This window comes from Cellulomonas sp. NPDC089187 (assembly GCF_040685135.1).
Classification (GTDB): Bacteria; Actinomycetota; Actinomycetes; order Actinomycetales; family Cellulomonadaceae; genus Cellulomonas.
This window is the reverse complement of sequence record NZ_JBFBHI010000002.1, coordinates 46,805-71,540: the sequence shown is the minus strand read 5'-3', so window position 1 is coordinate 71,540 and position 24,736 is coordinate 46,805. Positions and strand designations below refer to the sequence as shown.

Annotated in this window: 21 protein-coding genes; 1 reads left to right on the top strand and 20 read right to left on the bottom strand. The window is 68.0% G+C overall.

Features of this window, described 5'->3' with window-relative positions; all coding sequences use genetic code 11:
* Position 1: 1 nt before the first annotated feature.
* The 14 genes from rplC to rpoB all read right to left on the bottom strand — a co-directional run bounded on the left by rplC (position 2) and on the right by rpoB (position 18,379).
* A complete protein-coding gene (gene rplC, locus AB0N78_RS04555; RefSeq protein WP_363386375.1) occupies positions 2 to 661 on the bottom strand; it encodes a 50S ribosomal protein L3 in 660 nt (219 codons plus the stop codon).
* A gap of 22 nt (positions 662 to 683) precedes the next feature.
* Positions 684 to 992 carry a 30S ribosomal protein S10 gene (gene rpsJ / locus AB0N78_RS04550; protein ID WP_012867945.1) on the bottom strand — a complete coding sequence of 103 codons (309 nt, stop codon included), beginning with the start codon at positions 990 to 992 and terminating at the stop codon, positions 684 to 686.
* 371 nt (positions 993 to 1,363) lie between these two features.
* Positions 1,364 to 2,191, bottom strand: a complete 828-nt coding sequence (locus AB0N78_RS04545) for a histidine phosphatase family protein (RefSeq protein WP_363386373.1) — start codon at positions 2,189 to 2,191, stop codon at positions 1,364 to 1,366.
* Positions 2,192 to 2,331: 140 nt separating this feature from the next.
* Positions 2,332 to 3,036: a hypothetical protein gene (locus AB0N78_RS04540; RefSeq protein WP_363386371.1), complete on the bottom strand. Its 705-nt coding sequence runs from the start codon at positions 3,034 to 3,036 to the stop codon at positions 2,332 to 2,334.
* 158 nt (positions 3,037 to 3,194) lie between these two features.
* Entirely contained in the window at positions 3,195 to 4,385 is a 1,191-nt protein-coding gene (tuf, locus tag AB0N78_RS04535; protein ID WP_363386369.1) for an elongation factor Tu, read from the bottom strand.
* Between the two features lie 111 nt (positions 4,386 to 4,496).
* Positions 4,497 to 6,599 (bottom strand): elongation factor G, encoded by a 2,103-nt coding sequence (gene fusA, locus AB0N78_RS04530; RefSeq protein ID WP_363386367.1) that lies wholly within the window; start codon positions 6,597 to 6,599, stop codon positions 4,497 to 4,499.
* Positions 6,600 to 6,641: 42 nt separating this feature from the next.
* A complete protein-coding gene (gene rpsG, locus AB0N78_RS04525) occupies positions 6,642 to 7,112 on the bottom strand; it encodes a 30S ribosomal protein S7 (RefSeq protein WP_169166355.1) in 471 nt (156 codons plus the stop codon).
* 4 nt (positions 7,113 to 7,116) lie between these two features.
* Positions 7,117 to 7,485, bottom strand: coding sequence for a 30S ribosomal protein S12 (rpsL, locus tag AB0N78_RS04520; protein ID WP_169166356.1), 369 nt, complete (start codon positions 7,483 to 7,485; stop codon positions 7,117 to 7,119).
* Positions 7,486 to 7,763: 278 nt separating this feature from the next.
* Positions 7,764 to 9,341 (bottom strand): polyamine aminopropyltransferase, encoded by a 1,578-nt coding sequence (locus AB0N78_RS04515; RefSeq protein WP_363386365.1) that lies wholly within the window; start codon positions 9,339 to 9,341, stop codon positions 7,764 to 7,766.
* Complete coding sequence (locus tag AB0N78_RS04510; RefSeq protein ID WP_363386363.1) at positions 9,319 to 9,522, bottom strand: DUF350 domain-containing protein; 204 nt, start codon at positions 9,520 to 9,522, stop codon at positions 9,319 to 9,321. The genes AB0N78_RS04515 and AB0N78_RS04510 overlap by 23 nt, the downstream gene beginning before the upstream one ends.
* Positions 9,523 to 9,544: 22 nt before the next feature.
* Complete coding sequence (locus AB0N78_RS04505) at positions 9,545 to 10,330, bottom strand: hypothetical protein (RefSeq protein WP_363386361.1); 786 nt, start codon at positions 10,328 to 10,330, stop codon at positions 9,545 to 9,547.
* Complete coding sequence (locus tag AB0N78_RS04500; protein WP_363386359.1) at positions 10,327 to 10,662, bottom strand: S-adenosylmethionine decarboxylase; 336 nt, start codon at positions 10,660 to 10,662, stop codon at positions 10,327 to 10,329. Before AB0N78_RS04500 ends, AB0N78_RS04505 begins: the two co-directional genes overlap by 4 nt.
* Before the next feature lie 225 nt (positions 10,663 to 10,887).
* Positions 10,888 to 14,754, bottom strand: coding sequence for a DNA-directed RNA polymerase subunit beta' (locus AB0N78_RS04495; protein ID WP_363386357.1), 3,867 nt, complete (start codon positions 14,752 to 14,754; stop codon positions 10,888 to 10,890).
* Between the two features lie 118 nt (positions 14,755 to 14,872).
* Positions 14,873 to 18,379 (bottom strand): DNA-directed RNA polymerase subunit beta, encoded by a 3,507-nt coding sequence (gene rpoB, locus AB0N78_RS04490; protein WP_363386355.1) that lies wholly within the window; start codon positions 18,377 to 18,379, stop codon positions 14,873 to 14,875.
* 252 nt (positions 18,380 to 18,631) lie between these two features.
* On the opposite strand from rpoB, the gene AB0N78_RS04485 reads away from it, so the two are divergent.
* A complete protein-coding gene (locus tag AB0N78_RS04485) occupies positions 18,632 to 19,285 on the top strand; it encodes a DUF2625 family protein (RefSeq protein ID WP_363386353.1) in 654 nt (217 codons plus the stop codon).
* 7 nt (positions 19,286 to 19,292) lie between these two features.
* Here AB0N78_RS04485 and AB0N78_RS04480 read toward each other — a convergent pair whose 3' ends face one another.
* From AB0N78_RS04480 to AB0N78_RS04455, 6 genes are all read right to left on the bottom strand, one after another.
* Entirely contained in the window at positions 19,293 to 19,439 is a 147-nt protein-coding gene (locus AB0N78_RS04480; protein ID WP_363386351.1) for a hypothetical protein, read from the bottom strand.
* 78 nt (positions 19,440 to 19,517) lie between these two features.
* A complete protein-coding gene (gene rplL / locus AB0N78_RS04475) occupies positions 19,518 to 19,913 on the bottom strand; it encodes a 50S ribosomal protein L7/L12 (RefSeq protein ID WP_363386349.1) in 396 nt (131 codons plus the stop codon).
* An 81-nt stretch (positions 19,914 to 19,994) separates the two neighbouring features.
* Positions 19,995 to 20,525 (bottom strand): 50S ribosomal protein L10, encoded by a 531-nt coding sequence (rplJ, locus tag AB0N78_RS04470; RefSeq protein ID WP_363386347.1) that lies wholly within the window; start codon positions 20,523 to 20,525, stop codon positions 19,995 to 19,997.
* A gap of 227 nt (positions 20,526 to 20,752) precedes the next feature.
* Positions 20,753 to 21,277 carry a GNAT family N-acetyltransferase gene (locus AB0N78_RS04465; RefSeq protein ID WP_363386345.1) on the bottom strand — a complete coding sequence of 175 codons (525 nt, stop codon included), beginning with the start codon at positions 21,275 to 21,277 and terminating at the stop codon, positions 20,753 to 20,755.
* Positions 21,278 to 21,289: 12 nt separating this feature from the next.
* The gene (locus tag AB0N78_RS04460) at positions 21,290 to 24,142 is read right to left on the bottom strand and encodes an FAD-binding and (Fe-S)-binding domain-containing protein (RefSeq protein ID WP_363388200.1); all 2,853 of its coding nucleotides are present in this window, start codon (positions 24,140 to 24,142) and stop codon (positions 21,290 to 21,292) included.
* Positions 24,143 to 24,262: 120 nt separating this feature from the next.
* Complete coding sequence (locus tag AB0N78_RS04455; protein WP_363386343.1) at positions 24,263 to 24,703, bottom strand: OsmC family peroxiredoxin; 441 nt, start codon at positions 24,701 to 24,703, stop codon at positions 24,263 to 24,265.
* Between the last annotated feature and the right edge of the window lie 33 nt (positions 24,704 to 24,736).

Sequence of the window (24,736 nt, the reverse complement as noted above, 5' to 3'; positions counted from 1 at the left end):
CTCATGCCCCCTTCACAGCGGTACGCACGACGACGACGCCACGCTTCGGGCCGGGAACTGCGCCCTTGAGCAGCAGCAGGCCCTTCTCGGCGTCGACCGCGTGGACGGTCAGGTTCTGAGTGGTCTGACGGACGTGGCCCATACGACCGGCCATCCGCAGGCCCTTGAAGACGCGCGACGGGGTGGAGGCCCCACCGATCGAACCGGGCTTGCGGTGGTTGCGGTGCGCACCGTGCGAGGCGCTGACACCGGCGAACCCGTGGCGCTTCATGACACCGGCGGTGCCCTTGCCCTTGGTGGTGCCGATCACGTCGACCAGCTGCCCGGCCTCGAAGGCCTCGGCAGTGATCTCCTGACCGAGGGTGAACTCGGCCGCGTTCGTCGTGCGGATCTCGGCCACGTGGCGACGGGGGGTGACCCCGGCCTTCTCGAAGTGGCCCTTGAGCGGCTTGGTGACCTTGCGCGGGTCGATCTGGCCGAAGGCCAGCTGAACCGCGGAGTAACCATCAGCCTCAGCGGAGCGCACCTGGGTGACGACGTTGGTGCCGACCTGCACAACGGTGACCGGAACGAGACGCCCCTCGGCGTCCCACACCTGAGTCATGCCGAGCTTGGTCCCGAGCACCGCCGTCACGGGGCGCGCGTTCTGCTGGGTAACCATAAAGATCAGTTCCTTCCCAGCGTCAGAGCTTGATCTCGATGTTCACGTCCGCAGGCAGGTCGAGTCGCATGAGCGAGTCGACGGCCTTCGGCGTGGGATCGATGATGTCGATCAGCCGCTTGTGCGTGCGCATCTCGAAGTGCTCACGGCTGTCCTTGTACTTGTGAGGCGACCGGATGACGCAGAAGACGTTCTTCTCCGTCGGCAGCGGCACCGGGCCCACGACCGTCGCACCAGCGCGAGTCACCGTGTCGACGATCTTGCGCGCCGAGCTGTCGATGACCTCGTGGTCGTAGGACTTGAGCCGGATGCGGATCTTCTGTCCCGCCATGGCGTCGTCTACTTCTCTCTCTTCGACCTGCTTCTGTCCGACCCCCGCACTCGGGCGTGTCGCGTGAAGCGACGAACCTTTGCGCTGGTCATAGCGGTACCCCGGGGGGACTCGCTCTGATGGGATCGATGGTGATGTGGGGGCTCGGCACCGGGTGACCCCGGCCCGTCATGAGCCCACAACGCGTCATTTCCATCCCGTGCCCGCCGCGGTTGACCGCCCCGTGCGCATGCGCACAGGCAGTCCCGTCCTCGGGCAACTTGTCCAGTGTGCCAGATGCCGCGTGATCAAGCCAATCCGGGTCTACGTCACATCGGGACCGCAGGCTGCACGGCCCGCGGTCCCGATGTGACCATCAGGCGTTCAACCACTCACTCGTCGTGGCCCGCGTAGCTGCCGTCGTTCATCGAGACAATGCTCCACTCGCCGCCCGAGTAGCTGAGTTCGCTCACCGAGCCGTTGTGGATGCCACCGGACAGTTCAGCCGGGTCAGCACCCAGCGCGATCAGCGCCATCGTGATGGTCAGGCCGCTCGACACCACCAGGACGTCACCACCGCCGGCCTCGGCCTGGTCCTCGGCGATCTCGGTCAGGGCATCCAGCGCCCGCTCCCCCGCCTCGGTCCCACCCTCGTACTCCACGCCCTCGACCTGGAACTGTGGGGCGACGGTGTCGAAGATCTCCCGCATGTCGAGGTTGGCCATGTCAGCGACCAGGGCGTCGTAGTCGGCGTAGCCCAGGATCGTGGCGATCTGCGACCACATCTCCTGGTTCTTGGCGCCTTCCCACTCACCAAAGGCGATCTCCCGTAGACCCTCGTCCCGGGTGGGCACCAGCGCATCCTCGCCCATCGCGTCCAGGACGATGCTCGCGGTCTCGAAGTGGCGGAGCATGTCGGCGGAGTAGGCGGCGTCGATGTCGACGCCCGCCTCGGCCAGGCCGGCACCGAGCAGCTCCGCCTGCTCACGGCCGGTCTCGGTCAGCGGAGAGTCCGACCAGCCCTGGACCCGGTCGACGGTATTGAGCCAGGTCTGGCCGTGCCGGGTGAAGTAGACAGTCACCTCACCGGCACCGGAGGCGGTGGTCGCGCCGTCGCCGGCCTCCGCCTGCTCGGAAGCGCAGCCCGCGGTCAGCCCGAGGAGCAGTGCGGCAGTGACTCCGGCGACGAAGCGCCGCGGGGTTGCGGTGAATCGAGTCATGATCAGGCCTTTCTGATCGCGGGAGTCCCCCTGTGGTCTCCCGTGCGAGCGCGACCCTAGACCGCAATCCCTACCACTTGTGCGCGATTGGCCATCTCCTGCGATTCCCGGCGGAACGCCTGAGTCGTTGAATCCACCGCTTACATCTGAGACCCGCTCGGCACCTGGCCGAGCGATGCCTTCTCGTTCACGGCCAGGATGGTCGGGGCGTCCGCACCCGAGGCGCCGATCACAATCGCCTGCGGGGACTTCCCGCGACGTGCACAACCGAGCACCATCGGCGGCAACTCCGGTAGCAGACCGCCGACCTGGAACCCCTTCTGGATCACCCGAGCGATCTGCCCATCCCACGCCCGACGCTGTTTGCGATCCCAGGAGTTCACCTGAGCCCCCGCGCGGGCAGCGGCCTCAGCGAGCTGAGCCGGCGGCTGCCCCGGTCCGGAAAGCACCACGAGCTCCAGTCGGGCCCGGCCCGACTTCACGAAGATCCCGGTCGGCACCTGCTCGGCGAGCCAGCCGTCGGCGAGGTAGCGGTCGTAGACCTTGTCGACCCGGCTCTCATGGGTAAGCAGGTCGATCACCACCAGCACCAGGATGACCGGCAGCAGCACCACCGGCCCCCAGACCAGGACCACCAGCACCGGGTCCACACTGCCATTGGTCCCGTTGGTCACCCAGAACAGATCCCAGAACGAGGCCCACGGGTTGTCGTCCATCGACTCGGCGGCCGACCGTGCGTTGTAGATCAACAGCAGCACGAGGATCGACCCGACCACCGCCGCGATCCCACCGGCCAGCCGGGGCACCTTCGCCAGCCGGCGGAACTCTTCCAGCGTCATCTTCATGGCCGCAGCGTGGCACAACGGGCGCGCCCTGTGGACCAGCTGTACGCCACATGGACCGCGCCCATGTGAGTGTTCGCGCAGGACAGAGCGAGAGGGCCCGCACACCAGCTGGCGTGCGGGCCCTCTCGGGTCAAGCAGTGTGCCCTAGGGGCGCAAGATCACTTGATGATCTTGGTGACCCGGCCGGAGCCCACGGTGCGGCCACCCTCACGGATGGCGAAGCCGAGGCCCTCCTCCATGGCGATGGGCTGGATCAGCTGGACGCTGATCTCGGAGTTGTCGCCCGGCATGACCATCTCGGTGCCCTCGGGCAGCGTGATGACACCGGTGACGTCGGTGGTCCGGAAGTAGAACTGCGGACGGTAGTTGGAGAAGAACGGGTTGTGACGCCCACCCTCGTCCTTGGTCAGGATGTAGACCTGGCCCTCGAAGTCGGTGTGCGGGGTGATCGAACCCGGCTTCACGACGACCTGGCCGCGCTCGACGTCCTCACGCTTGGTACCGCGGAGCAGGAGGCCACAGTTCTCGCCGGCCCACGCCTCGTCCATCTGCTTGTGGAACATCTCGATACCGGTGACCGTGGTCTTCTGCGCCGGACGGATACCGACGATCTCGACCTCGGAGTTGATCGCGAGCTTGCCGCGGTCGACCTTTCCGGTGACGACGGTGCCACGACCGGTGATGGTGAAGACGTCCTCGATCGGCATCAGGAACGGCTTGTCCATGTCACGGACCGGCTCCGGGATGGACTCGTCCACCGCGTCCAGCAGGTCCTCGACCGACTTGACCCAGGTGGCGTCGCCCTCGAGCGCCTTCAGACCGGAGACGCGCACCACGGGGGCGTTGTCACCGTCGAAGCCCTGCGAGGACAGCAGCTCACGAACCTCCATCTCGACGAGCTCGAGGATCTCCTCGTCGTCGACCATGTCGGACTTGTTCAGCGCCACGAGCAGGTAGGGCACGCCGACCTGACGCGCGAGCAGCACGTGCTCACGGGTCTGGGCCATCGGACCGTCGGTCGCGGCGACCACCAGGATCGCGCCGTCCATCTGGGCGGCACCGGTGATCATGTTCTTGATGTAGTCAGCGTGACCCGGAGCGTCGACGTGCGCGTAGTGGCGCTTCTCGGTCTCGTACTCCACGTGCGCGATGTTGATGGTGATACCGCGCTGCTTCTCCTCGGGCGCCTTGTCGATCTCGTCGAACGGCGTGAAGGGGTTCAGCTCGGGGTACTTGTCGTGCAGCACCTTCGAGATCGCAGCGGTCAGCGTCGTCTTACCGTGGTCGACGTGACCGATGGTCCCGATGTTGACGTGCGGCTTGGTCCGCTCGAACTTGGCCTTGGCCACTGGGTCCTCCTCAGGACAGGTGTAGAGATTGCCGGTCGAGGCGGGGCTGGTGACCCCGCCGACGAACGGTCCTACTGGTCGGGTTGGTGATGGTGGTGACGACCGGTGGGACTACTCGCCCCGGGTCTTCTTGATGATCTCGTCGGCAACATTCCGAGGAACCTCGGCGTAGCTGTCGAACTGCATCGAGTACACGGCGCGGCCCTGGGTCTTCGACCGCAGGTCCCCGACGTACCCGAACATCTCCGAGAGCGGCACCTGGGCGCGGATCACCTTCACGCCCGTCGCGTCCTCCATGGACTGGATCATGCCGCGACGCGAGTTGATGTCGCCGATGACGTCGCCCATGTACTCCTCGGGCGTACGGACCTCGACGGCCATGATCGGCTCCAGAAGGGCGGGGTCCGCCTTGCGGGCCGCCTCCTTCAGGACCATGGAACCCGCGATCTTGAACGCCATCTCCGAGGAGTCGACGTCGTGGTAGGCACCGTCGAGCAGGGTCGCCTTGACCCCGACCAGCGGGAAGCCGGCCAGCACACCCTGCTCCATCGCCGCCTGGATACCAGCGTCGACGGACGGGATGTACTCGCGGGGGATGCGACCACCGGTGACGGCGTTCTCGAACTGGTAGAGCTCGCCCTCCTCCGACTCCAGCGGCTCGAAGGACATCTGCACCTTCGCGAACTGGCCGGAACCACCGGTCTGCTTCTTGTGCGTGTAGTCGATCTTGTCCACCTTGCGGCGGATGGTCTCGCGGTAGGCCACCTGGGGCTTACCGACGTTGGCCTCGACCTTGAACTCGCGACGCATCCGGTCGACCAGCACGTCCAGGTGGAGCTCACCCATACCGCCGATGACGGTCTGGCCGGTCTCCTCGTCCAGGCGCACCCGGAAGGTCGGGTCCTCCTCAGACAGCTTCTGGATGGCGGTGGAGAGCTTCTCCTGGTCGCCCTTGGTCTTCGGCTCGATGGCCACGTCGATCACGGGCTCGGGGAAGGTCATCGACTCGAGCACGATCGGCGCGTCCTGGGCGCACAGGGTGTCACCAGTGGTGGTGTCCTTGAGCCCGATGAATGCGTAGATGTGACCGGCGCTCGCCGTGTCGACGGGGTTCTCCTTGTTGGAGTGCATCTGGAAGAGCTTCCCGATGCGCTCCTTCTTGCCCTTGGTCGCGTTGAGGACCATGTCGCCCTGGGCGACCTTGCCGGAGTAGACCCGGACGTAGGTCAGACGACCGAAGAACGGGTGCACGGCGACCTTGAAGGCCAGCGCCGAGAAGGGCTCCGTGGCGTCGGGGTGACGCTGGAGGACCTTCTCCTCGTCCTTGGGGTCGTGACCGTCGACGGCCGGGACGTCCAGCGGGGTCGGCAGGTAGTCGATCACGGCGTCGAGCATGGGCTGCACGCCCTTGTTCTTGAACGCCGAACCACACATGACCGGGAAGGCCTCGGTGCGGATCACGAGCTGGCGGATGCCGGCCTTGATCTCCTCGACCGACAGCTCCTCGCCGCCCAGGTACTTCTCGAGCAGCTCCTCGTCGGCCTCGGCCACGGCCTCCAGAAGCTCGGCGCGGTACTGCGCCGCCTTCTCGACCAGGTCGGCCGGGATCTCCTCGACCTCGTACTTCTCGCCCATCGCGGTCTCACCGCGCCAGACCAGAGCACGCTGCTCGATCAGGTCGACCACGCCGATGAAGTCGTTCTCAGCGCCGATCGGCAGCTGGATGACCAGCGGCTTGGCCTTGAGACGGTCCTTGATGGTCTGCACGGTGAAGTAGAAGTCCGCACCGAGCTTGTCCATCTTGTTCACGAAGCAGATGCGCGGAACGTCGTACTTGTCCGCCTGCCGCCACACGGTCTCCGACTGGGGCTCCACGCCCTCCTTGCCGTCGAACACCGCGACCGCACCGTCGAGGACGCGGAGCGAACGCTCCACCTCGACCGTGAAGTCCACGTGGCCCGGGGTGTCGATGATGTTGATCTGGTTGTTCTTCCAGTAACAGGTCGTCGCGGCGGACGTGATCGTGATGCCGCGCTCCTGCTCCTGCTCCATCCAGTCCATCGTCGACGCACCGTCGTGCGTCTCACCGATCTTGTAGTTGACCCCGGTGTAGAACAGGATCCGCTCGGTGGTGGTGGTCTTGCCAGCATCGATGTGCGCCATGATGCCGATGTTGCGGACCTTGTTGAGGTCCGTCAGCACGTCCAGTGCCACAGGTTCAGCCCCTCGATTATCGAGCTCGCTCGTACCGCTGGATTACCAGCGGTAGTGGGCGAACGCCTTGTTGGACTCGGCCATCTTGTGCATGTCCTCGCGACGCTTCACCGCGGCACCCAGGCCGTTGGAGGCGTCGAGGATCTCGTTCATCAGGCGCTCGGTCATGGTCTTCTCGCGACGAGCGCGGGAGTAGTCGGTCAGCCAGCGCAGCGCGAGCGTGGTCTGGCGGACCGGACGGACCTCGACCGGAACCTGGTAGGTGGCGCCACCGACGCGGCGGGAGCGGACCTCCAGCGACGGCCGGACATTGTCCAGCGCGCGCTTCAGCACGACCACCGGGTCGGACTGGGTCTTCTCGCGCACACCCTCGAGGGCGCTGTAGACGATGGCCTCCGCGACGGACTTCTTGCCGTCCAGGAGCACCTTGTTGATGAGCTGCGTGACGACCGGGGACCCGTAGACCGGGTCGACGATCAGCGGCCGACGGGGGGCCGGACCCTTACGAGGCATCGGTTCAGCCCTTCTTCGCGCCGTAGCGGCTACGCGCCTGCTTACGGTTCTTCACGCCCTGAGCGTCCAGGGCACCACGGATGATCTGGTAGCGGACACCGGGGAGGTCCTTCACGCCACCGCCACGCACGAGCACGATCGAGTGCTCCTGCAGGTTGTGGCCCTCACCCGGGATGTACGCGGTGACCTCGATGCCGGTCGACAGGCGCACACGGGCGACCTTCCGAAGGGCAGAGTTCGGCTTACGCGGGGTGGTGGTGTACACGCGGGTGCACACGCCCCGACGCTGCGGGGAGCTCTTGAGAGCAGGCGTCTTCGACTTCTTGGTCTTCGCCTGCCGGCCCTTGCGGACCAGCTGCTGGATCGTAGGCACTACGTCTCCGTCTTGTTGATGAGTCTGGTCTGACCGGCACCCGTCACCCTGGACGGCCGGCTCGTCCCGGCTCGCTGCCCGTCGCGCAGCTACCCCGGTCATCTTGCGTCCCGCTCCGACCCCCGCGCCCGGGCGTGTTGCCCTGTGCCCGCCCTGCGGGCCCGTTCCCTCAGGAATCGACCCACATGCGCGAGCGCGCGCGAAAGCCCGACGGTGCGGGCACGGTGTCCTACGTTACCGGGCAGTCCGGAGTCGGTCAAAGTAGTTCTGCTCACGGCTCAGTACCGCCATTGGGCCATGTCCTCCCGGTACGTGCGCTGGATCGTGGGCGACATCAGGGTGCTGGGACCCGGGTGCTGCTCCGGGTTGTCCCCGCTCAACGCAGTGGTCGCGCGCAGACTGTCGCCGTCGTGGAATCGCAGGCCGGTCGGCAGCGGAGTCCGCGCCATCGGGGTCGTCTCCCCCGCGGGCAACGACAGCACGAAGCCCCACTCGCCGAAGGACGGCACGTTGACGCTGAGCGGAACGACGGTCCGTTCCGGTGTCGCCGCTTGCACCGTGTCGACCACCTGCCAGAACGCCCGCGGGGTGAAGTACGTGGAGGTCGCCTGGGTGATGGCCACGCCGCCGGGTCGCAGATGGGCCGCGACCATGCCGGCGAACTCTTGGGAGTACAGCTTGGCGAGTCGCTCGTCGGCGGGGTCGACCAGATCGACCAGCACCACGTCGAACTCGACGCTACTGCCCCGCAGCCAGCCGAAGGCGTCGGCATTGACCACGGTCACCCGGGGGTCATCCAGCGCGCCCTCATTGAGCAGGCGCAACCGTGGATCACTGCGGGCCAGGTCAGTGACCGCTCGGTCCAGATCCACCACCGTGACCTCGGTGACCGAGTCGTAGCGCAGCACCTCGCGGGTCAGCAGTCCGTCCCCGCCACCAAGGATCAGCACGGAGTCCGGCGCCTGCACCGAGGTGAGTGCCGCGTGGGCCAGGGTCTCGTGGTAGCGCGCCTCGTCCAGGGAGGAGAACTGCAGCTGATTGTCCAGGTACAGCCGTACGTCATTGCGGTAGTCCGTCACGACGATGCGCTGGTAGGCCGAAGTCTGCGCGTGCACTACCGGGTCCTGGTAGAGCCGGGCCGAGAGCACGCCCTCCAGGCGGGAGGCACTGAGGTAGAGCGCGGCGATCATGACCAGAGCCAGCACCGAAGTCCACGACCAGCGCCGGGACAGCCGCATGCGGCCGAGCATGAACACCGCCACCGCGACGTTGAGCAGAGCCATCGCCAAGGCGGTGCGCACCAGTCCCAGATGGGGCAACAGCACAAAGGGGAACAGCAGCGAGGCCACCAACGCCCCGAAGTAGTCGAGTGCGAGTACCCGGGAGAGCAGGGTGACGCCGTCGGCACTTCCCTGGTGGCGCAGCAGTGCCATCAGCAACGGGATCTCGACCCCGATCGCCGCGCCGATCGCCAGGGACAGCACCGCGAAGACCACCCAGTAGGCCGCGCTCGCCGCGAATGCCCAGTAGAGCACCAGCACCGAACAACCGCCCAACAGCGCGAGCACGACCTCGTTCCGCACGAAGTTCAATCCGGGATCGTGCTGCAACCGTCCTGCGAGGAGCGAACCGATCCCCATGCCGAACAGCGTCACCCCGGTGGCTAGCGAGTAGGCGACCACCGAGTCGCCGAACAGGGTGGAGGCGGCGGTGCCGAGGATCAGCTCGTAGACGATGCCGCCGACAGCGACCAGCAGCGCGGCGGCGAAGACGGTCGGTCGGTCGACCTCACGAGCACCGACCCCGGCACTCAGCGCATCGTCGTCCCCGAGCTCAGGAGCTGATGGTGCCGGCAATGATCAAGCCGATCGCGATCGCCACCCCGGCCAACAGCACACCAAAGGCCACGTTGTGCTCCTCGACCAGCTCACGGTGCAAGTCAAGGCGGAACATCTTGTTGGTCACCACGACGGTGATCAACAAGATCACGATGCCGATCGCCGCGTAGGCGACGGTCAGCAGCATGTCTTCAAGCATGGGATCTCCTGGAGAGTGAGGGTCATTTGCCGAGGCCGCCGCCACCGCCGCCGTAGAGCGGGCGGCGATAGCAGATCTGGTTCGCGTCGGAGGACACGACCTCGTCGGTGGTGGTGTTGGTGGTCGTGATCGCCGAGCGGGGAGTGCAGTAGGTCTCCGTTGCACGGCTGCAGCTGACCACCACACCGAGCAGCACGACCCCGATCAGCGTGATCGGCACCCATCGACGCTGTTGCGCACTGAGCCCGACAGGGGTCACCCGACGGCCAAAGAGCGCCCGCTGCCGTGCGCCGGTCAGCTCCTCGCCGAGGTAGGTGTCGACATCCCCGGACTGGAAGCTCTCGATGCTGAGCACCGCACGCCGGTCGTCCTGATCGACGAGATCGGCGTAGTCGAGCGTCATGCCGACGGCGATCACCTCGCCCACGTCGCCGACCGAACGGACGACGGTCCCCCGCCCCCGCTCGCGCAGCTCGAACCGGCGCCGTGTGCCGTCAATCACGGCCGAGTAGCTCCCCACCGACCCCGGCGACGGTGTGCCACCGGTGTTGACCGGTCGGAACAGGGTGGCTCGACGGGAGTAGTGGTCGAACTGCAACCACATGTCGTGGTCCGGTCCGCCGGACAGGCGCCACTCCTCCCAGTAGTAGTGCTGGCGGTCGTCGGCGTCCCACTCGCTGTACACCACCACCCCGGTCACGGCGAGCGCCCCCTCAGCGGTCGAGTAGGTGTGACCGACCTCGAGCCGCGCACGGGGTGCCGGTCCGCTGGCCGGTAGCGGCTCCCAGGCCGGGTCATCCGGATTCACAGTCGACCCACCGTCACCGATCCGCCCCACAAGGTGGCCAGCACGTCGGCGGCGGCCTGCTCGAACTGCGGCTCCGGAGCACGGCAGCTGACCAGAGTGAGGTACGCCGAGCCGATCTCCGGCCAGGTGTGCACCGCCACATGAGACTCCGCCATGAGCTGCACGCGGCTGATCCCGTGCGGATCGAACCGGTGCTCAGCCGGTGCCCCCACCGGGTGCAGACCCGAGAGCGCGATTACCCGGTCCATCGCCGACCTGACCCGGTCGACCTCGTCCAGGCGAGCGGCGTCGGCCCCTTCCACGTCGAAGACCACGACGAAATGACGTGACACAGAGGCAACTCCACTCGGGATCGCGGGACCGCGAGGACCGGTCGCCCTCAGCCCGTGCACTGTAGGGACGTCGGGGCCGCTCACTCACTGCATTGGGTACCAATCGCAGGCGAATACCGCAGGTCGACCAGCCAGTTCGTGGAACCTGGACACGACACGAGGGGCTCCCCACCGTGATGGTGGGGAGCCCCTCGTCGTGCCGTCAGGCGGTCAGGCCATCGATCCTCAGCGGAAGTCGCCGAAGTCGATGTCCTCGAGCGGGATCGCCTCGCCGGAGCCGAGGCCCAGAGCGGGGAAGTCGATCTCGTCGTAACCGAAGGACGGGTACAGCTCGGCCTTCGCCTCCTCCGTGGGCTCGACCACCACGTCGGCGTACCGGGGCAGCCCGGTGCCGGCGGGGATGAGCTTTCCGAGGATGACGTTCTCCTTGAGGCCCAGCAGCGGGTCGGAACGGCCCGACATCGCGGCCTCGGTGAGCACCCGAGTGGTCTCCTGGAACGACGCCGCGGACAGCCACGAGTCGGTGGCCAGCGAGGCCTTCGTGATGCCCATCAGCTCCGGACGACCGGAAGCCGGCTGGCCACCCTCCGCCACGGCCTTGCGGTTGGCGTCCTCGAACCGGCCACGCTCGGCCAGCTCGCCGGGGAGCAGGTCGGTCTCGCCGGAGTCCAGCACAGTCACGCGACGCAGCATCTGCCGCACGATGACCTCGATGTGCTTGTCGTGGATATCCACACCCTGGGAGCGGTAGACCTCCTGGACCTCGTCCACCAGGTGCTTCTGGGTGGCGCGGGGGCCGAGGATGCGCAGAACCTTCTTCGGGTCGACGGCACCCTGGACCAGCTGGGTGCCGACCTCGACGTGATCGCCGTCGTTCACCAGCAGCCGGGACCGCTTGGTGATCGGGTAGGCGATCTCCTCCGAGCCGTCATCCGGGGTCAGGATGATCTTCCGGGTGCGGTCCGCCTCATCGATGGCGATCCGACCGGAGAACTCCGCGATCGGGCTCTCACCCTTCGGGGTACGGGCCTCGAAGAGCTCCTGCACACGCGGCAGACCCTGGGTGATGTCCTCCGCGGAGGCGACACCACCGGTGTGGAAGGTACGCATGGTCAGCTGGGTACCCGGCTCACCGATGGACTGGGCGGCGATGATGCCGACGGCCTCACCGATGTCGACCAGCTTGCCGGTGGCCAGCGAACGGCCGTAGCAGCGGGCGCAGGTACCGACCCGGGACTCACAGGTGAGCACGGAGCGGACCTTGATCTCGGTGACACCGGCCGCGATCAGGCGGTCCAGCATGACGTCGCCGACATCCTCACCGGCACGGCCGACGATCTCGCCGTCCAGCTCGACATCGGTGGCCAGGGTGCGGGCGTAGACCGAGGTCTCCACCTTGTCGTGACGACGGTAGCCGTCACCCACCTTGACGCCGATCGGCATGGTCAGACCACGCTCGGTGCCACAGTCGTCCTCGCGGACGATGACGTCCTGGGAGACGTCCACCAGACGACGGGTCAGGTAACCCGAGTCGGCGGTCCGCAGTGCGGTGTCCGCCAGACCCTTACGGGCACCGTGCGTCGCGATGAAGTACTCCAGGACCGACAGGCCCTCGCGGTAGTTGGACTTGATCGGACGAGGGATGATCTCGCCCTTCGGGTTGGCCACCAGACCACGCATACCGGCGATCTGACGGACCTGCATCCAGTTACCACGGGCACCGGAACCCACCATCCGGAACACGGTGTTCCGGGCGGAGAAGTTCTCCTGCATGGCCTTGGCGACCTTGTCGGTGGCCTGGGTCCAGATCTCGATGAGCTCCTGACGGCGCTCGTCGTCGGTGATCAGACCCTTGTCGTACTGGCCCTGCACCTTGGCGGCGCGCGCCTCGTGCTCGGCCAGGATCTCGGCCTTGCCGGACGGGGCCGCCACGTCGGAGATCGCGATGGTGACACCCGAGCGGGTGGCCCAGCGGAAACCGGCCTCCTTCAGGGCGTCCAGCGAGGCGGCGACCTCGACCTTCGGGTACCGCTCGGCCAGGTCGTTGACGATGACCGACAGACGCTTCTTGTCGACGACGCCGTTCTCGTACGGGTAGTCCACCGGCAGCAGCTCGTTGAAGAGCGCACGGCCCAGCGAGGTCTCGAAGAGGAACGGCTTGCCCTCGACGAAGCCCTCCGGCGCACCCTCCTCACCGAAGACCAGACCGTCCATCCGGATCTTGACCACGGCGTTCAGGTCCAGGGTGCCCTGGTCGAAGGCCATGATCGCCTCGGAGACCGACCCGAACGCACGACCGGCGCCCAGGGCGTCGTCCTTGTCCGAGGTCAGGTGGAACAGACCGATGATCATGTCCTGCGAGGGCATGGTCACCGGACGGCCGTCCGACGGCTTGAGGATGTTGTTGGAGGACAGCATCAGGATGCGGGCCTCGGCCTGCGCCTCCGCGCTCAGCGGCAGGTGCACAGCCATCTGGTCACCGTCGAAGTCCGCGTTGAACGCCGCACAGACCAGCGGGTGCAGGTGGATGGCCTTGCCCTCGACCAGCTGCGGCTCGAAGGCCTGGATGCCGAGGCGGTGCAGGGTGGGTGCACGGTTCAGCAGCACCGGGTGCTCGGTGATGACCTCTTCCAGCACGTCCCACACCACCGGACGGGCACGCTCGACCATCCGCTTGGCGGACTTGATGTTCTGCGCGTGGTTCAGGTCGACCAGGCGCTTCATCACGAACGGCTTGAACAGCTCCAGCGCCATCTGCTTGGGCAGACCGCACTGGTGCAGCTTCAGCTGCGGGCCGACCACGATGACCGAACGGCCCGAGTAGTCGACTCGCTTGCCCAGCAGGTTCTGACGGAAGCGACCCTGCTTGCCCTTGAGCATGTCGGAGATCGACTTCAGCGGACGGTTGCCCGGGCCGGTGACCGGACGACCACGACGACCGTTGTCAAACAGCGAGTCGACGGCCTCCTGGAGCATCCGCTTCTCGTTGTTGACGATGATCTCCGGCGCACCCAGGTCCAGCAGACGCTTGAGGCGGTTGTTCCGGTTGATCACGCGGCGGTACAGGTCGTTCAGGTCGGAGGTCGCGAACCGGCCACCGTCCAGCTGCACCATCGGACGCAGGTCCGGCGGGATGACCGGGACGGCGTCCAGGACCATACCGGTCGGCGAGTTGGTGGTGGTGAGGAACGCGTTGACGACCTTGAGGCGCTTGAGCGCACGGGTCTTGCGCTGGCCCTTGCCGGTGCGGATGATCTCGCGCAGCGACTCGGCCTCGGCCTCCAGGTCGAAGTTCTCCAGGCGCTTCTGGATCGCCGCGGCACCCATCGAGCCCTCGAAGTAGTTGCCGTACCGGTCCTGCAGGGCACGGTAGAGCAGCTCATCGCCCTCAAGGTCGGCGACCTTGAGGTTCTTGAACCGGTCCCAGATGGTGTCGAGGCGGTCGATCTCCGCGTCGGCACGCTTGCGGATCTGGTTCATCTCGCGCTCGGCGGAGTCGCGCACCTTGCGGCGGGCGTCGGCCTTGGCACCCTCGGCCTCCAGCTCGGCCAGGTCGGCCTCGAGCTTGGTGGCGCGGGTGTTGATGTCGTTGTCGCGGCGGTCCGCGATCTCCTTGCGCTCCAGGTCGATCTCGTTCTGGAGGTTGGGGAGATCCTCCTGACGACCCTCGACGTCGACCCACGTGATCATGTAGGCCGCGAAGTAGATGACCTTCTCCAGGTCCTTCGGGGCGAGGTCGAGCAGGTAGCCGAGGCGGGACGGCACACCCTTGAAGAACCAGATGTGGGTGACCGGGGCGGCGAGCTCGATGTGGCCCATCCGCTCACGGCGCACCTTGGAACGGGTCACCTCGACGCCGCAGCGCTCACAGATGATGCCCTTGAAGCGCACGCGCTTGTACTTACCGCAGTAGCACTCCCAGTCCCGGGTGGGACCGAAGATCTTCTCGCAGAACAGGCCATCCTTCTCCGGCTTCAGGGTCCGGTAGTTGATGGTCTCGGGCTTCTTGACCTCGCCGTGCGACCAGGCACGGATGTCGTCGGCAGTGGCCAGGCCGATACGCAGCTCGTCGAAGACGTTGACGTCGAGCAAGGGGTCCTACTTCCTTCGCGTTCCGGAGGGGGTGTCCCCTACCGGAGGAATCTCAAAGTCGGTGTGTCGGCTCCCGACGGGCCGGACCTGCTGCGGTCCGGCCCGTCGGTGCTCGGCGTCAGATCTCGTCGACGGAGCTCGCGGCGTTCGGGCGGCGGGACAGGTCGATGCCCAGCTCCTCAGCGGCCCGGTAGACCTCGTCGTCGTTCTCGCGCATGTCGATCGAGACGCCGTCGCTGGACAGCACCTCGACGTTCAGGCACAGGGACTGCATCTCCTTCAGCAGCACCTTGAACGACTCCGGGATACCCGAGTCGGGGATGTTCTCGCCCTTGACGATCGCCTCGTACACCTTGACGCGGCCGGGGATGTCGTCCGACTTGATGGTGAGCAGCTCCTGCAGGGTGTACGCAGCGCCGTACGCCTCCAGGGCCCACACCTCCATTTCACCGAAGCGCTGGCCACCGAACTGCGCCTTACCACCCAGCGGCTGCTGCGTGATCATCGAGTACGGACCGGTGGAACGCGCGTGAATCTTGTCGTCCACCAGGTGGTGCAGCTTCAGGATGTACATGTAGCCGACCGACACCGGCTCCGGGAACGGCTCGCCGGAGCGACCGTCGAAGAGCCGGGCCTTGCCGTTCGCGCCGACCATCCGCTCGCCGTCACGGTTCGGCAGGGTGGAGCCGAGCAGACCGGTGAGGGTCTCCTCCGGCACACCGTCGAACACCGGCGTGGCGACCGGGTTGCCCGGGGTGGAGGACTTGGCGATCTCCGGGACCTGCTTGATCCACTCGAGGTCACCCTCGGCCAGCTTCACATCCCAGCCCTGCTTGGCGATCCACCCGAGGTGGACCTCCAGCACCTGGCCGACGTTCATACGTCCGGGCACACCCATCGGGTTCAGGATGATGTCGACCGGGGTGCCGTCGGGCAGGAAGGGCATGTCCTCGACCGGCAGGATCTTGGAGATGACGCCCTTGTTGCCGTGACGGCCGGCCAGCTTGTCACCGTCGGTGATCTTGCGGCGCTGGGCGATGTACACCCGGACCAGCTCGTTCACACCGGCGGGCAGCTCGTCGCCGTCCTCGCGGTTGAAGGTGCGGACCTCGATCACGGTGCCGGACTCGCCGTGCGGCACCTTGAGGGAGGTGTCACGGACCTCGCGGGCCTTCTCACCGAAGATCGCGCGGAGCAGGCGCTCCTCCGGGGTCAGCTCGGTCTCACCCTTCGGGGTGACCTTGCCGACCAGCACGTCACCGGCGGAGACCTCGGCACCGATCCGGATGATGCCGCGCTCGTCCAGGTCGGCCAGCACGTCCTCGGAGACGTTCGGGATGTCCCGAGTGATCTCCTCCGGGCCGAGCTTGGTGTCCCGGGCGTCGACCTCGTGCTCCTCGATGTGGATCGAGGACAGCACGTCGTCCTGCACGAGGCGCTGCGACAGGATGATCGCGTCCTCGTAGTTGTGGCCCTCCCAGGACATGAACGCGACCAGCAGGTTGCGGCCCAGGGCGAGCTCGCCCTCGTCGGTGGCCGGACCGTCCGCCAGCACCGAGCCGACCTCGACCCGCGCACCCTGGTCAACCAGCACACGCTGGTTGTAGGAGGTGCCCTGGTTCGAGCGGCGGAACTTCGCCACGCGGTAGGTGCTGGTGGTGGCGTCGTCGTTGGCGACGGTGATCAGGTCCGCGGAGACCTCGGTGACCACACCGGGCTTGGTCGCCACGATGACGTCACCGGCGTCGACGGCGGCACGCCACTCCATGCCGGTACCGACCAGCGGTGCCTCGGAGCGGACCAGCGGCACGGCCTGGCGCTGCATGTTCGCGCCCATGAGCGCGCGGTTCGCGTCGTCGTGCTCCAGGAACGGGATCAGCGCGGTGCCGACGGACACCATCTGCCGCGGGGACACATCGATGTAGTCGACGATGTCGGCCGGGACATCCTCGGTGTCGCCACCCTTGACCCGGACCAGCACGGTCTCGTCCACGAACTTGCCGTTCGCGTCGATGGTCGCGTTGGCCTGGGCGATGACGAAGCGGTCCTCGTCGTCGGCGGTCAGGTAGTGCACCTCGTCGGTGATCTGACCGTGCTCGACCTTGCGGTACGGGGTCTCGACAAAGCCGAAGGGGTTGATCCGGGCGAAGGTCGCCAGCGAGCCGATCAGACCGATGTTCGGACCCTCAGGGGTCTCGATCGGGCACATGCGGCCGTAGTGCGACGGGTGGACGTCACGGACCTCCATGCCGGCGCGGTCACGGGACAGACCACCCGGGCCCAGCGCGGACAGACGCCGCTTGTGCGTCAGCCCGGCCAGCGGGTTGTTCTGGTCCATGAACTGCGACAGCTGCGAGGTGCCGAAGAACTCCTTGATGGAGGCGACGACCGGGCGGATGTTGATCAGGGTCTGCGGCGTGATCGCCTCGACGTCCTGGGTGGTCATCCGCTCGCGGACCACACGCTCCATCCGGGACAGGCCGGTGCGGACCTGGTTCTGGATCAGCTCGCCCACCGCACGGATGCGACGGTTGCCGAAGTGGTCGATGTCGTCGGTCTCGACACGGATCTCGACCTGCTCACCGTTGCGCACACCCGGCAGGGTGGCGACGTCGGCGTGCAGCGCGGCCATGTACTTGATCGCGGCGACGATGTCGTCCTTGGACAGCACCGAGTCCGCCAGCGGGACGTCGATGCCGAGCTTCTTGTTCAGCTTGTAGCGGCCGACCTTCGCCAGGTCGTAGCGCTTGGGGTTGAAGTAGAAGTTCTCGATCAGCGCGCGGCCGGCCTCCACCGTGGGCGGCTCGCCCGGGCGGATCTTGCGGTACAGGTCGAGCAGCGCCTCGTCCTGGGTCTGGACGTGGTCCTTCTCCAGGGTGTCGATGACGGCCGGGAACTGCGCAAACTCCTCGCGGATCTCCGACTCGGTCATACCGAGGGCCTTGAGCAGCACGGTGGCGTTCTGCTTGCGCTTGCGGTCGACGCGGACGCCGACGTTGTCGCGCTTGTCGATCTCGAACTCCAGCCAGGCCCCACGGCTCGGGATGACCTTGACCGAGAAGATGTCCTTGTCGGAGGTCTTGTCCGGCGTCCGCTCGAAGTAGACACCCGGGGAGCGGACCAGCTGGGACACCACGACACGCTCGGTGCCGTTGATGATGAACGTGCCGCGGTCGCTCATGAGCGGGAAGTCACCCATGAAGACGGTCTGCGACTTGATCTCACCGGTGGTGTAGTTCACGAACTCCGCGGTGACGAACAGCGGCGCGGCGTAGGTGAAGTCCTTCTCCTTGCACTCTTCGGCCGTGTACTTCGGCGGCTCGAAGCGGTGCTCACGGAAGGACAGCGACATGGTCCCGCCGAAGTCCTCGATCGGGGAGATCTCCTCGAAGATCTCCTCCAGACCGGCGGTCTCCGGGACGTCCTGACGTCCGGCCTCGAGGGCAGCGGCGACCCGCGCCTGCCACCGCTCGTTGCCGAGCAGCCAGTCGAAGCTCTCGGTCTGCAGGCCGAGGAGGTTGGGGACCTCCAGCGGCTCGTCGATCCGGGCGAAGGAGAGACGGCGGGACGCCGTACGGTTCGCGATGGCTTCGGAGATGGAAGTAGGGGTGCGCGAGGCAGCCAAGAGGGGTCCTTCCCAGCAGATCGAGTTCCCTGCGGCTGACCCGGCGTTCCTCGACACCCCGCCTCGAAGCCCCGTGCATCGGATCATGACGATGTCGGTGGGTCCGGGTTATCTGGTGTCGCGGGCACAGGCCAGCGCAAAGCGCTAGCGTAGCCGACGCCAGACCGGAAGTCCAGGGCAGGATAGACACGGCCCGCGAGAGCTGTCACCTCGGCGCGCCGGGCGACGTGACCCGCCCGATAGTCTCGCGGGATGACGGAGCCCACCCCCGACATCCAGCACCTGATCGATCCCGATGACGCCTGGGCGCTGATCGAGGAGTGGCGGGCCGACTCCCCCGTGTCGATCACCGTGATGCCCGCCGACCCGGAGCGCGCCGCTCGGACGCTGGGCGGGCTGCGGGTCAGCACCCGGTCACCTCTCGGGGCGCTGGCGCTGCACTGCGGTGGGATCGTGGTGGATTCGGGCTGGTTCCGGCTGCTCGGCGGCGGGACGGCGGAGCTGCCGGATCTGATGACCGCCAGCGCGGAGCACCTGCCCGGTGCCGTCGTGGTCGGGTACGACGCGCTGGGCGGGACGTTCGCGGTGGATGGCGGCGGGCTGGGGGTGGCACCGGGCGAGGTCTGTTACTTCGGCCCGGACTCGCTGCGCTGGGGCGGGCTGGGCGGCGGGCACGGTGCCTTCGTCCAGGCGGTGCTGACCGGGGCGCTGGGGGCGGGCTTCGAGGAACTGCGGTGGCCCGGGTGGCAGGACGAGGTGGCGGCGTTGTCGCTGGACCAGGGACTGTCGCTGTGGCCGCCGCCGTTCACCGCCGAGGGCAAGGACATCGCCGCGGCATCCCGCAAGCCGGTGCCGCTGACCGAACTGCTGGGGCTCTACGCGGAGATGGCCACGCAGCTCGGCTGAGCAGCGATCAGGCGGCGCGACGACTGACGATCGCGCCGTTGTTCCGCAACGCGATCACGGCGCGGTCCGCGGTGGACTCCTCGACCCAGGCAGGCACGGTGGACGGGGCACGTTCCGGCAGGGTTCGCGCAGCCTCGGCGTCGCGGCTCGACATACGACGAGGCCCGCCCCGCGCAGTGCGGGACGGGCCTCGTGCGTAGAGCTCCGGATCAGCGGGTGACCCGGGCGCGGGTCACTTGAGGGTGACGGTGGCGCCGGCGCCCTCCAGGGCAGCCTTGGCCTTGTCCGCGGTCTCCTTGTTCACGCCCTCCAGGACCGGCTTGGGAGCGCCGTCGACGAGGTCCTTGGCCTCCTTCAGACCGAGGGAGGTCAGACCGCGCACCTCCTTGATGACGGCGATCTTGCCGGAGCCGGCCGACTCGAGGATGACGTCGAACTCGTCCTTCTCCTCGGCAGCGGCGGCGTCGCCACCAGCAGCGCCACCGGCCGGAGCGGCCACGGCGACAGCAGCCGGAGCGGCAGCGGTCACGTCGAAGACCTCCTCGAAGGCCTTCACGAAGTCGGAGAGCTCGATCAGGGACAGACCCTTGAACTGCTCGATGAGCTCCTCGGTGCTGAGCTTCGCCATGATGGCGGTTCCTTCCGTTCGGTTCCCGTCGGTCACGCCGACCGGCGAGAGAGTGTGGTGATGCGCCGAAGCCCTGGTGGCTCAGGCAGCGGTGTCGGCGGTCTCCTGCTTGGCGCGGAGAGCGTCGACCGTGCGCACGGCCTTGGAGGCGGGGGCGGTGAACATGTAGGCAGCCTGGAACAGCTTCGCCTTCATGGCACCGGCCGCCTTGGCCAGCAGGACCTCGCGGGACTCGAGGTCCGCGAGCTTGGTGATCTCCTCGGCGGTCAGGGCGCGTCCATCGAGGACACCGCCCTTGATGACCAGCGCGGGGTTCGCCTTGGAGAAGTCACGCAGACCCTTAGCGGCCTCGACCGGGTCACCGGAGACGAAGGCGATGGCGGACGGGCCCTTGAGACCGTCGACAATTCCCTCGATACCGGCATCCTTGGCCGCGATCGCGGTCAGCGTGTTCTTCACCACGGCGTAGGTTGCGTTGCCGCTGAGCGACCGCCGCAGCTCCTTGAGCTGGGCGACGGAGAGCCCGCGGTACTCGGTCAGCACGGCCGCGTTCGCGTCACGGAACTGCTCCGTGAGCTCTGCGACAGCGGCTGCCTTGTCCGGCCTCGCCATGTGGCAATCCTTCCGATGGTGGTGCCGCAGGTCCCCATCGACCCCGCACATGAGAAGAGCCCCGACGCAGGTCGGGGCTCGCATCCCGCACGCCGAAACGTGCGACCATCGATTCCTCACCTGCGCGGGCCTCCGCCGGAGCGGGACTTCGGGCGGTCTCCGACGAGCGGGGACCAGCGACCTGCGGTCTTGGGCGCGTGAAGTCTACGCGGAAGTCAGCGCCGGACTCAAATCAGCTGATGCAGCAGGACCGCGGAGTCATAGGTCTTGCCCGCCCAGTGCACCGTGTCGACGTGCTCGAAGCCCCAGCGGCCGTACATGCCGACCAGCCGGTCCGCGCTGAGTGCCGTATCCGCACCGATGGCGGTGATCTGCTCGTCCCGCGCCCAGGCCAGTGCGCCGGACCACAGTGAGCGGGCCAGGCCCTGGCCGCGGTGTTCCGGAGCGACGGCCAGCTGGTTGAGCCAGGCGCGGCGAGGTTCGCGGGCCACCGGGGTCAAGGCACGGATCCCCCGGCCAGGCGGGACGGAGACGGTGAGGGTCGCCACCAGCGCACCGTCGTCCTCCACCACCCAGCAGCGCCCGCCGTCCGCGCGGTGCCGGGTGGTCATGACGTCCTGGGTGGCGGCGGTGTAGTTCAGCCCGGTGGCAGCCAGGTCGGCGTAGGCACGGTGCAGCATCGCGGTCAGCGGCACGGCATCGTCGTCGCGGAACAGGCGGACCGTCAGGTCACCCGCACCGCTCGCCGTCATGACCCCAGGGTGTCACGCCCCGACCGTGAGGTGGTCCGCGAGCAGCTCGGCCAGGTGGACCCCGCGCACATCGGCGAGCTGCTCGGCCTGAGTCCGGCAGGAGAAGCCGTCCGCCAGGTAGACGTCGCCGGGGGCGGCCTCGCGCAGGGCAGGCAGCAGACCGTGTTCGGCGACCTGCACCGACACGTCGTAGTGGCCCTTCTCCATCCCGAAGTTCCCGGCCAGACCGCAGCATCCGGCCAGGGTGGAGAACTGCGCACCCGCGTCGGTCAGCAGGCCACGGTCGGCGGTGTAGGTCATCACCGCGTGGTGGTGGCAGTGCGGCTGGACCACAGCGGTGACCCCGGACAGGTCGGGCAGCTGCCAGCGGTCACCGGGGCCGATCGGGGCGGGGGCGGTCAACAGCTCGGCCAGGGTGTGGGTGGCACGGGAGACGGCGACGGCACGAGGATCCTCGGGCAGTAGGTCGAGCAGGTCGGAGCGCAGCACGGCGGTGCAGGACGGTTCCAGGCCAACGATGGGGATGCCGTTGACCGCGTAGGGGCCGAGCACGTCGAGCAGGTGGCGCAGGCGGTCACGGGCACCGTCGAGCTGGCCGGTGGAGATCCAGGTCAGACCGCAGCAGGCGTCGTGGTCCGGGACCAGCACCTCGTACCCGGCGGCGCGTAGCACCTTCACCGCGGCGGTGGGGACACTCGGGGCCAGGGAGTCACTGAAGGAGTCGGTCCACAGCAGCACCCGGGGACGGGTGGACAGGCCGATGGGGCGGGGGCCGTCGGTGGTGGTGGTCGCCTCGGGTGCCTCGCCGCGCGTGACGTCGTGCTGACCGCGGCGGACGGCGGTACGGAACGGGGTCGGGGCGAAGGAGACCATCGTCCGGCGCGCGTCCATGCCGCCGACCCGGAGCACGGCCTTGGCCAGCGGGCGGATGCCGAGGGCGGCGTTGGTCAGTCGGGCCAGGCCGGGGATGCCGGTGATCAATCGGGCCCAGCGAGGCAGCCACCCGAGGACGTAATGGTTGATCGGTCGCAGCTTCTTGGCGTAGGTCCGGTGCAGCACCTCGGCCTTGTACTGGGCCATGTCGACCCCGGCCGGGCAGTCCGAGGAGCAGGCCTTGCAGGACAGGCACAGGTCCAGTGCCTCGTGCACCTCCGGCGAGGACCAGCCGCGGGAGACCAGCGACCCGTTGGCCATCTCCTGCAACACCCGGGCACGGCCTCGGGTGGAGTCCTTCTCATCCCGGGTGGCCAGGTAGGACGGGCACATGAACCCACCGGTGGCGGTCGAATCGGCACGGCATTTGCCGACCCCCACACAGCGGTGCACGGCGGTGGTGAAGTCGCCGTCGTCACGGTCGAAGGCGAAGCCGGTGGCGGCGGGCAACCGGTGGGCGTGCGGGCGGCGCAGGTCGGCATCCAGCGGACGCGGGCGCACCAGGACGCCGGGGTTGAGCAGGTCATCCGGGTCGAGCAGGTCCTTGAAGGCCTCGAAGACCCGGATCGCGCGCTCGGAGTACATCACCGGCAGCAGCTCGGAGCGGGCCCGGCCATCACCGTGCTCGCCGGACAGCGAGCCGCCGTGGGCCGCGACCAGGTGGGCGGCGTCGGTCATGAACGCCCGCAGCGGATCGCCCGAGCGCTCCATCGGCACGTCGAGCCGCAGGTGGAGGCAGCCGTCGCCGAAGTGCCCGTAGGCGAGCCCGTCGACCTGGTGCTGGGTCATCAGCGCCTCGAGTTCGCGCAGGTAGGCACCCAGTCGCTCGGGTGGCACCGCGGAGTCCTCGAATCCGGGCCAGGCCTGTGCACCGGAGGGGGTACGACCGCCCAGTCCGGCACCGTCCTCGCGGATCCGCCACATCGCGGCGGCCTGCGGCCCGGGCGGGAAGACGCCGACGGCGCGGGTGCCGGAGTCGGCAGCCAGGGCGGTGGCGCGGGCCATCGCCTGGTCCAGATCGTCACCGCCGACCTCGACCATCAACCAGCCCGCCCCCTCCGGCAGCGGTGGCACGGCGGACGCACCCTTGACCCGACGGACCACGTCGACCAGGCGGGCATCCATCCCCTCGATGGCCAGCGGTGAATGCGCGAGCAGAGCAGGGACCGCATCCGCGGCGGTGGGCATATCCGGGTAGCCGAGCACCACCAGCACCGGGGCGGCGGCGATCGGCACCAGGCGGACGGTCGCACCGAGCAGGGTGACCACGGTGCCCTCGGTGCCGACCAGGGCCTTGGCCAGATCCGCACCGCGCTCGGGCAACAGGTGCTCCAACGAGTAGCCGGAGACCTGGCGTCCGAACCGACCCACCTCAGTGCGCAGCAGCTCCAGCTCGCCGCGCACCAGGGTGTCCAGGCCGGGCACCGGGTCCAGGCCCTTCCCGGCGGTGAACCTCCGACCGCGGCCGTCCACCACGTCCAGCTCCAGCACGTTGTCCGCGGTACGGCCATAGGCGACGGCACGCGGGCCGCAGGCGTTGTTGCCGATCATCCCGCCGAGCGTCGCCCGGGCCTGGGTGGAGGGGTCCGGGCCGAAACGCAGTCCGTGCGGGGCCACCTCGCTCTGGAGCATGGCCATCACCACGCCGGGGTCGACCCGGGCGGTGCGGGCCTCCGGGTCGATCTGGTGCACCCGGTTGACGTGGCGCGACCAGTCGAGCACCAGACCAGTGCCCACCGCGTTGCCCGCCACCGAGGTGCCGCCGCCACGTGAGGTCACGGGGACGCCCAGGCTGCGGGCGGTCTCCAGCGCGGCCACAGCGTCGTCCACATCCCGGGGGAATGCGACGACCTGGGGCACCACCCGGTAGTTGGAGGCGTCGGTGCTGTACTCCGCGCGACGCCGGGTGGAGGCGTCCACCGTGCCGCGCATCACCCCCCGCAGGGCGTGGACGAGGTCAGTGGTGGACACGGCGGTCAGTGTTCCACCCGGCGCAGCGGTTCGGGCGAGTTCGTCCAGCACGCGAACACCGCCGGGCCGCACGGGACGGGCTCAGTCGAGGGCGGCGTCCAGGGTGATCTCGGTGCCGGTCAGCGCCTTGGAGACCGGGCAGGTGGCCTTCGCGGCCTGGGCGGCCTGCAGGAAGCCGGCCTCGTCCAGACCGTCGACCTCACCGCGGACGGTCAGGGCGATGGCGCTAATCCGGAACCCGCCGTCGGACTGGTCCGGGCCGAGGGTGACATCCGCGGTCACGTGCAGTGCCACCGGGGTGCCGCCCGCCTCGCCGATCAGGGCGGACAGCTGCATGGCGTAGCAGGAGGTGTGCGCGGCGGCGATCAGCTCCTCCGGGCTGGTGGTGCCCTGGGCATCGTCGGCGGCACGCTTGGGGAAGGACACGTCATAGGTGCCGACCCCAGAGCTGGTGAGTTCGACCTGGCCCGACCCCTCGTTCAGAGAACCGTTCCAGGCGGTGCGTGCGGTACGGGTGGGCATGGCTGACTCCTCGCGGTCGACGACGACGGTCGG

Excerpts from the sequence above, each read along its gene's own strand:
- rplC (WP_363386375.1), bottom strand. The coding sequence starts at position 661 with ATGGTTACCCAGCAGAACGCGCGCCCCGTGACGGCGGTGCTCGGGACC.
- rpsJ (WP_012867945.1), bottom strand. The coding sequence starts at position 992 with ATGGCGGGACAGAAGATCCGCATCCGGCTCAAGTCCTACGACCACGAG.
- AB0N78_RS04545 (WP_363386373.1), bottom strand. The coding sequence starts at position 2,191 with ATGACTCGATTCACCGCAACCCCGCGGCGCTTCGTCGCCGGAGTCACT.
- AB0N78_RS04540 (WP_363386371.1), bottom strand. The coding sequence starts at position 3,036 with ATGAAGATGACGCTGGAAGAGTTCCGCCGGCTGGCGAAGGTGCCCCGG.
- rpsG (WP_169166355.1), bottom strand. The coding sequence starts at position 7,112 with ATGCCTCGTAAGGGTCCGGCCCCCCGTCGGCCGCTGATCGTCGACCCG.
- AB0N78_RS04510 (WP_363386363.1), bottom strand. The coding sequence starts at position 9,522 with ATGCTTGAAGACATGCTGCTGACCGTCGCCTACGCGGCGATCGGCATC.
- AB0N78_RS04485 (WP_363386353.1), top strand. The coding sequence starts at position 18,632 with ATGACGGAGCCCACCCCCGACATCCAGCACCTGATCGATCCCGATGAC.
- AB0N78_RS04480 (WP_363386351.1), bottom strand. The coding sequence starts at position 19,439 with ATGTCGAGCCGCGACGCCGAGGCTGCGCGAACCCTGCCGGAACGTGCC.
- rplL (WP_363386349.1), bottom strand. The coding sequence starts at position 19,913 with ATGGCGAAGCTCAGCACCGAGGAGCTCATCGAGCAGTTCAAGGGTCTG.
- rplJ (WP_363386347.1), bottom strand. The coding sequence starts at position 20,525 with ATGGCGAGGCCGGACAAGGCAGCCGCTGTCGCAGAGCTCACGGAGCAG.
- AB0N78_RS04465 (WP_363386345.1), bottom strand. The coding sequence starts at position 21,277 with ATGACGGCGAGCGGTGCGGGTGACCTGACGGTCCGCCTGTTCCGCGAC.
- AB0N78_RS04460 (WP_363388200.1), bottom strand. The coding sequence starts at position 24,142 with ATGCGCGGCACGGTGGACGCCTCCACCCGGCGTCGCGCGGAGTACAGC.
- AB0N78_RS04455 (WP_363386343.1), bottom strand. The coding sequence starts at position 24,703 with ATGCCCACCCGTACCGCACGCACCGCCTGGAACGGTTCTCTGAACGAG.